Below are 6,640 nucleotides of genomic sequence, written 5' to 3'. Positions count from 1 at the left end.
TGCGTAACCACGGATTCTGATCAGACGAAAGCGCGCTCTCCCGAGCGCGCCCAGAAGATTTCGTGCTTTTCTCTTGACAAAGACTTACATGGATGCCAGTCACTCGCCCGGAGCACGGATTCCAGGTTCGGGGCATCGATCCTATCATGCTTTTTTTCGTGCTCATGGATCGACCATTCGCGGTGGATGTTTCATGATCTCAGCAGGCGTTCGTTCGGGTCAATCCAGCGTTGCGTGCGTCGACGGCTACCGTCAGTCATCGAGCAGGAAGGAGTCGGGCCGGCTATAGCCTGGCTCACTCGGGCGATGCATGGTTACGACCTGCATGCGGGTGCGAAAGCAACGCCTACTCTTTAGCCAGGATTTGACGCCATTCGGCGGCTTTGTCAGGCTTGTTCCACGCGGCGTAAAACTTGACGACGAGTTCACCGACTTTTTCATTTTCTGCCGACTAAGATCGGAGACAGCCGCAGCATTCTGTTTGATGCCCTCGTATCCACCGACCAGGAGCGGTTCGGCTTCCACGTATTTGTGGTTCCCGGCAAGGCTGGCGCCCAGCAGGGTTTCAGTCAAGTAGCGGCGGTAGTCGGATGGCATCGTTTGCTTCTGGATGTCGAGACAGCCGCGCAGCATGGCTTCGGCTTCCGTGTATCGCGCCTGGTCGATGCGCAATTCGCCGAAGTGCGCGATGGCGTCGAGCGTGTCAGGATTCTTGGGGCCGAGCACGCGCTGGCGCACCTCGATGACTCGGGTGAAGAGAGGGTCGGCCTCGGCGTATTTGCCTTCTTCCTCGAAGAGTGACGCAAGGATATTCTGCGATTGGAGCGTGTCGCTGTGTTCGGCGCCGAGAACGCGCGTGCGAATTTCGAGGACGAGGCGGCCGAGCGTTTCGGCTCCCGCCAAGTCGCGCTGGCCATGTTTCATGACCTTGTCGGCGGCGGCCCTGCTCGGAATGGAGGCCGCTCTCTGGGCGCTTGCGTAGCGATTACTCAAAGCTTTGCCTGATTTTCGGGTAGCAATGCTTTACTCGCTGAACGCGATTACAAGCTATGGCCACGCGGAACTGTGGCTGGAAGACCGATGGCACCTCATGGGCGCAATGGAGGCCCTGAACGGCTGCCTCTTATTCGGGCTGAGCACCGCCTTCCTGTTCGCCATGATCCAAAAGCTTTCATCATTGGATAGCAAGTGAGAATACGGACCTCCGGCAACAAGTATCAAGTGATGCTCATGCAGCACATACGGACCAAGCACAGCTCATTTCTTCGGGTGGGAGCGGTAAGCGGACGATGCCGCAGGCTATAGTTTCACGGTCTCACTGACGCAAATGACAGTTGCGCACTCAATATCCGTGCTTCTACGCTCCTCTATTCGCGAGCCGAGAGTTAAAAGCGATTTTCCATGGTCTGGGGGATATTTCCTACTACCCGCCCCGCGTTGGGGAGGGTACCCAACTGTACGTGAAGGAGGGATGTATGGACTCAAGAATAACCATCAAAAACTTAATGCTGGGGGTGCTTGCTGCCTCCTCCTTCGTTATGGCTTGCTGCGTAAGCCCAGCCACTGCGCAAACAAAGTTGCAAAGTGTTCCACCGGCTGCAGGGCAAAAACCAAACATCATCATGATCATTTCCGATGACTTTGGATTCGGCGACTCCGGTCCTTACGGTGGCGGCATTGGCCGCGGCATGCCGACTCCTAACATTGATCGCCTGTCGGCTGAAGGCATGACCTTCTTCTCCTTCTATGCCCAGGCGAGTTGCACACCTGGTAGAGCTGCCCTACAAACCGGACGTATTCCCAATCGTAGTGGCATGACGACAGTAGCATTTCAAGGTCAGGGTGGCGGACTCCCGGCAGCGGAGTGGACGGTTGCCTCGGTTTTGAAGCAGGCTGATTATCAGACTTTCTTCACAGGAAAATGGCATTTGGGTGAGTCGGACTACGCGCTGCCCAACGCGCACGGCTACGACGTGATGAAGTATGCGTTGCTGTATCACCTGAACGCTTACACCTATGCCGATCCGAAGTGGTTTCCATCCATGAGTCCGGCAGAGCGCGCGATGTTCGCGAAAGTCACTACGGGTGCGCTTTCCGGAAATGCAGGAGAGAAACCTCGTACGGAATGGCATGTGAACGGCGAATACGATAACACCCCGGAAAAAGGTTGGGTCGGAATCCCGTTCCTTGACGACTATATCGAGAAGGCTGCGATTGACTATCTCGATGGGGCGGCAAAGTCGAACAAGCCGTTCTTCATGAGTGTCAATTTCATGAAGGTACACCAGCCGAACATTCCGTCCCCCGACTACATCGGCAAGTCGATGTCGAAGACCAAGTATGCCGATTCGATTGTTGAGGCCGACGCGCACATCGGTCATTTGATGGACAAGATCCGCCAACTAGGGATCGACAAGAATACGATCGTAATCTGGACCACGGACAACGGTGCGTGGCAGGATGTCTATCCCGACGCGGGCTATACACCATTCCGTGGCACCAAGGGTACAGTCCGCGAAGGCGGCAACCGTGTTCCCGCGATTGCCTGGTGGCCCGGAAAAATCAAGGCTGGCACGCGAAATTACGACATCGTTGGCGGTCTCGATCTGATGGCCACCTTTGCATCGCTCGCCGGGGTTAAACTGCCCGAAAAAGACCTCGCGGGCCAGCCCTGCATTTTCGATAGCTATGACATCACTCCCGTACTGTTCGGAACGGGCCCGGATCCTCGGAGCACCTGGTATTACTTCACGGAAATCGACCTTACGCCAGGTGCAGTCCGGGTGGGTAATTTCAAAGCCGTCTTCGATCAGCGTGGAGATGGTGGCCAGGCTACGGGCGGGATGTCGGTCGACTCCAACCTCGGATGGAAAGGTCCGAACAAATTATTTGCCATCGTCCCCGCGGTCTACGACCTGTGGCAGGATCCGCAGGAACGTTACGACATCTTCATGAACAACTATACGGAGAGCACCTGGACGATGCCGGTCTTTGGAGACGCCGTCAAGACAATCATGCAGTCGTACGTCAAGTACCCACCACGCAAGTTGCAATCAGAGAACATTCCATACATCACTTTGCCTCAGTACCAGTTGTTGAAAGGGATGCAGGAAGAACTCAACAAGGTGGGCTTCCGATTCACCATACCGTCTGAATAAACCTGGTCGAAGTGAGGCGTGGGGGCGCGTTGTTTCTCGGTCAAATAACACGTCCCCCGCTTCAGAAATACGGTTTTCCAGGCCGCCTGAGATTTGGACGCTCAGAGATCGGAGTTCTCTTTGGGAAAACGGATCGTACGTCAATGCATATTATTCGCAAGTTTCATGAGCACCGCGATCTTGTCAGATGCGCAAGCTCATCTCGCGAACCGCGAGATGAATTTTGCTTCTCTCGAAGCGAACCCAACAGAGTCGAAGACTGCCAGCGCGGTCGCACAAGGTAGCGCGAGTACAGAGAATCCAGAGCAAGCGCAGACGCCGAGCCCCGCGGGAACTCCGGCGGCGAATCAACCCTCAGCGGACGAGGAAGCAAAGGCCGAAGAGCTGCGAAAAGCGGCACAGAACCCCGTAGCCAGCCTTATCAGCGTTCCCGTGCAGGACAACATCAATCCAGGCTTTGAACCCGGATACCGCACACAGAATGTGCTGAATATCCAGCCGGTGATACCCGTAAAGCTCAACGAAGACTGGAACATGATCATTCGCTGGATCACGCCGATCATCTATCAGCCGATCACCCCGCCGTCTCCGGGCGCTCCCGAACTCGGCGCCTCCGGCCTCGGCGACATGCAGCCCACTTTTTTGTTCTCCCCGAGAAAACCGCACAAGATAACCTGGGGCGCGGGCCCTATCTTTCAACTGCCGACTGCGACCAGCCGCTATCTGGGACAAGGTAAGTTCGGCATCGGGCCCAACCTCGTCGTTCTGGCGATGCCCCGCCATTTCGTGATGGGCGTCCTCGTCAACAACATCTGGTCGGTCGCGGGCAGCGGTGGCCGTACCGATGTCAATCAGATGCTCCTGCAATACTTCGTCAACTACAACATGAAAAAGGTTGGTACCTGAACACGTCACCAATCGTTACCGCCAACTGGAACTCCACTGCGGCCAGCGGAAGTGTGTGGACGATACCGTTCGGTGGGGGCGTGGGAAGAATCATGAAGCTGGGAATGCAGCCGGTGAGCATGAGTGTTGAGATGTATGGCAATGCCGTTCATGTTCCCAAGCATCACCGTGGGGAGTTCGCGGAACCTTCACTCTGTTGTTTCCAAAAGAGCACAAGTGATGACACAAGGTAGGCTGGAGGCTAGCAGTCACCTTTTCGGATACGAGCGCTGCAGTGTTCCGGCAACAACCTCGTCTCTAAACATTCACACTCAAAGCTGACTGCTTGGTACTGGCTGTCCTTCCGCTCGTGTGGCGGGACGTGCGAGTCCGCGTAACGCCAACGCCGCAAATATGTAGGCTCCGGCCAGAGCGCCGAAACCCTTCCAGGTGTGCGTCCACTGCACATCACCGCCGAACAGTTTCGAAAGGTGTCCGTAGGAGAGGTAAACGTGCACGATGGCGATCACCACCGCCGTGAAAGGGTGGAGTACAATAGCGGGCAGAGGAAGCACCATTCGTAGTTGCTTCACGTCTTGGGGCGTCATCTGAACAACTCCACAGTTTCAAATGGCTTTGCGGATGAGGGCCGGAAGCGATTGACCGTGAATTTCGTAGGTTGGCCGGGGATTACATTGACATGGAGGTAGTTGTAATCTTCCTTGGGAGACGCGCCCTTCCAATACTGGTCGAGGGGGTAATCGGCTGGCACTTTGAGATGTGTCCTTCCGGGAAGAATCGGATCCTGTTCTGCGCCACCGCCACCAAGGACGAAATATTTCACTCCGTCCACCTCGTAAAGTTCCGTGGTGTGCACATGACCGTTAAAGACGACGATATTCATGTCCTTCGCGTATGCTGCGATGACCTTGTGGGGATTCTGCTCCTGAGGAATAGCGCCCATGCCAGAGCGGCAGAAGGTCGGCGCGTGAAACGAGATGAAGACCTTCTTGATCCCCTTGCTCTTGGCGTCATCCATCCAGGTCTGCAGCTGCTTCATCTGTGCCTCGTAAGCAGGCCGGGTAGCGCCCCAACCAGAGGGATCGCGGTAATCGTACTTGCCAGTCCACAGGAAGATAAAACGAACGCCGCTGTAATCGAAGGTGTAGATCAGGTGATCGTTCGAAACGCCTAGCTTCTTGAGATAGGGGAAGGATGCCAGCAGGCCTTGCACATCCGAATCGTCCCAAACCTCGTGATTCCCTACTGCGGGAAAGACTCGCCCGTCCAGACCGGCGTCCTGCAACTTTTTGTCCGGGGACGGCAATTGTTTTAACACGTCTTCATTAACCAGCTTCCAGTACGGATTCTCCGATGGTTTGTCAGCCTGCTTCCCCCACCACACCAGGTCGCCAGTGCTGACGATAAAATCTGCATTTCCGCTCTTAACGTCCTTCACCACTTCGCGGGCAACCCAGTCGCCGCCGTGCAGCCGAAACATGGTGCGGCTCACACCGGGAAGCAGCTTCACATCCTCGACTGATGCCTCCGTGACCCAGCCTTTGTCGAACTTTAGCGTGGTCACTTCACTGGCAGTATTGAACGGCATGACCATCTCCACCAGTTCTTTGGTCATCGGGTCGTAGATCAGTTTGACATCCTTTGCCACCACCTCGGGCGCCACCTTCGCCGGAAGCACCAGCTCAAACATGTCAACCATGAGCTGGCGAGCCTGGGCTTCCTCATCTTGTTTGTAAGGGAGATACATCATCGATCGAGAATCGCCGTACACATCAAAGGCGAAGGCAGATTCTTTAGCTTCCGTGGGCTTTGTCTGATTGCATCCCGCGAGCATCATGATGCTCAGGACAACCGCTAAGTCCATAGACCTGAAATTCCTAACCTCGCATTTCACAGATACACCTCCCAGCTTGCGCATGAGCATTACACGCTTGGCTGGAGTGATATACAACTGTCACTGGCGTCAGGTATTTCGGATGGTCGCTAACTCGGAAGTCGTCCGGCGCAAGTTCAGTTATTGCTAAATCGATATCCCACAGCAGTTGCCATGTGTCCAATGAAAACCCGGCGTTGTGAGCGCCGGGTCCGGTAAGGTGCCTTATCGTGCAACAGACTGGCGCCAGGCAATCAGACGACGCCGCGCCGCCGCAACTACCCGACGATATGGGTGCCGAACATTACAAGGGTCGAAGGTTCGAGAGTGATGCCGGTTGGTGTGTCTTCGGGGATCGCCGGGTACCCCACATCTCGGTTCTGAGATGTCGGTGCATTCGAGCGAAGCTCGAACCGCACCATCGTTCTGGGGTTTCGTTCCGACTGAGAACATCCTTGGACATCCCCTCTTCGTCTACTGGTCCTTCGATACCCTGCCGAAAACGGGGTTACTGAGATGGTCCGCCGCTTGATCTTCCACGTGGGTGTGGGTGATCTTGTTGGCAGGTTACTTCAGGAGGATCATCGATATGCCGATTCGTTCGGTTGGCATCGATCTCGGCAAGACGACGTTTCACCTCGTAGCGCTTGGCGATAACGGCAAAGTGCTTCTCAAGAAGAAGTTCACTCAGAAGCAGCTCATC

6 protein-coding genes and 1 pseudogene are annotated in these 6,640 nt (G+C 55.5%); 4 read left to right on the top strand and 3 right to left on the bottom strand.

From position 1 onward, the window contains the following. Positions 1 to 252: 252 nt before the first annotated feature. Positions 253 to 924, bottom strand: a complete 672-nt coding sequence (locus Q363_RS29700) for a tetratricopeptide repeat protein (protein ID WP_035357922.1) — start codon at positions 922 to 924, stop codon at positions 253 to 255. A 94-nt stretch (positions 925 to 1,018) separates the two neighbouring features. Here Q363_RS29700 and Q363_RS41560 point away from each other — a divergent pair, with 94 nt between their 5' ends. The 3 genes from Q363_RS41560 (at position 1,019) to Q363_RS29685 (ending at position 4,064) form a co-directional block, all read left to right on the top strand. Next, positions 1,019 to 1,192, top strand: coding sequence for a hypothetical protein (locus tag Q363_RS41560; protein WP_157467856.1), 174 nt, complete (start codon positions 1,019 to 1,021; stop codon positions 1,190 to 1,192). A 283-nt stretch (positions 1,193 to 1,475) separates the two neighbouring features. After that, a complete protein-coding gene (locus tag Q363_RS29690; protein ID WP_084080910.1) occupies positions 1,476 to 3,158 on the top strand; it encodes an arylsulfatase in 1,683 nt (560 codons plus the stop codon). Positions 3,159 to 3,323: 165 nt separating this feature from the next. Beyond that, positions 3,324 to 4,064: a hypothetical protein gene (locus Q363_RS29685; protein WP_051979527.1), complete on the top strand. Its 741-nt coding sequence runs from the start codon at positions 3,324 to 3,326 to the stop codon at positions 4,062 to 4,064. A gap of 311 nt (positions 4,065 to 4,375) precedes the next feature. Here the strand turns inward: Q363_RS29685 and Q363_RS29680 are convergent, their stop codons facing one another. After that, positions 4,376 to 4,651, bottom strand: coding sequence for a hypothetical protein (locus tag Q363_RS29680; protein WP_035357919.1), 276 nt, complete (start codon positions 4,649 to 4,651; stop codon positions 4,376 to 4,378). After that, positions 4,648 to 5,982 (bottom strand): metallophosphoesterase family protein, encoded by a 1,335-nt coding sequence (locus Q363_RS29675; RefSeq protein WP_245632557.1) that lies wholly within the window; start codon positions 5,980 to 5,982, stop codon positions 4,648 to 4,650. Before Q363_RS29675 ends, Q363_RS29680 begins: the two co-directional genes overlap by 4 nt. Before the next feature lie 544 nt (positions 5,983 to 6,526). Here Q363_RS29675 and Q363_RS47170 point away from each other — a divergent pair. Continuing rightward, positions 6,527 to 6,640 (top strand): annotated as a pseudogene (locus Q363_RS47170) (IS110 family transposase); the annotation flags it as partial.

It is taken from the genome of Edaphobacter aggregans DSM 19364 (assembly GCF_000745965.1).
GTDB classification, from domain to species: Bacteria; Acidobacteriota; Terriglobia; order Terriglobales; family Acidobacteriaceae; genus Edaphobacter; species Edaphobacter aggregans.
This window is presented reverse-complemented; position numbering and strand designations above follow the sequence as displayed.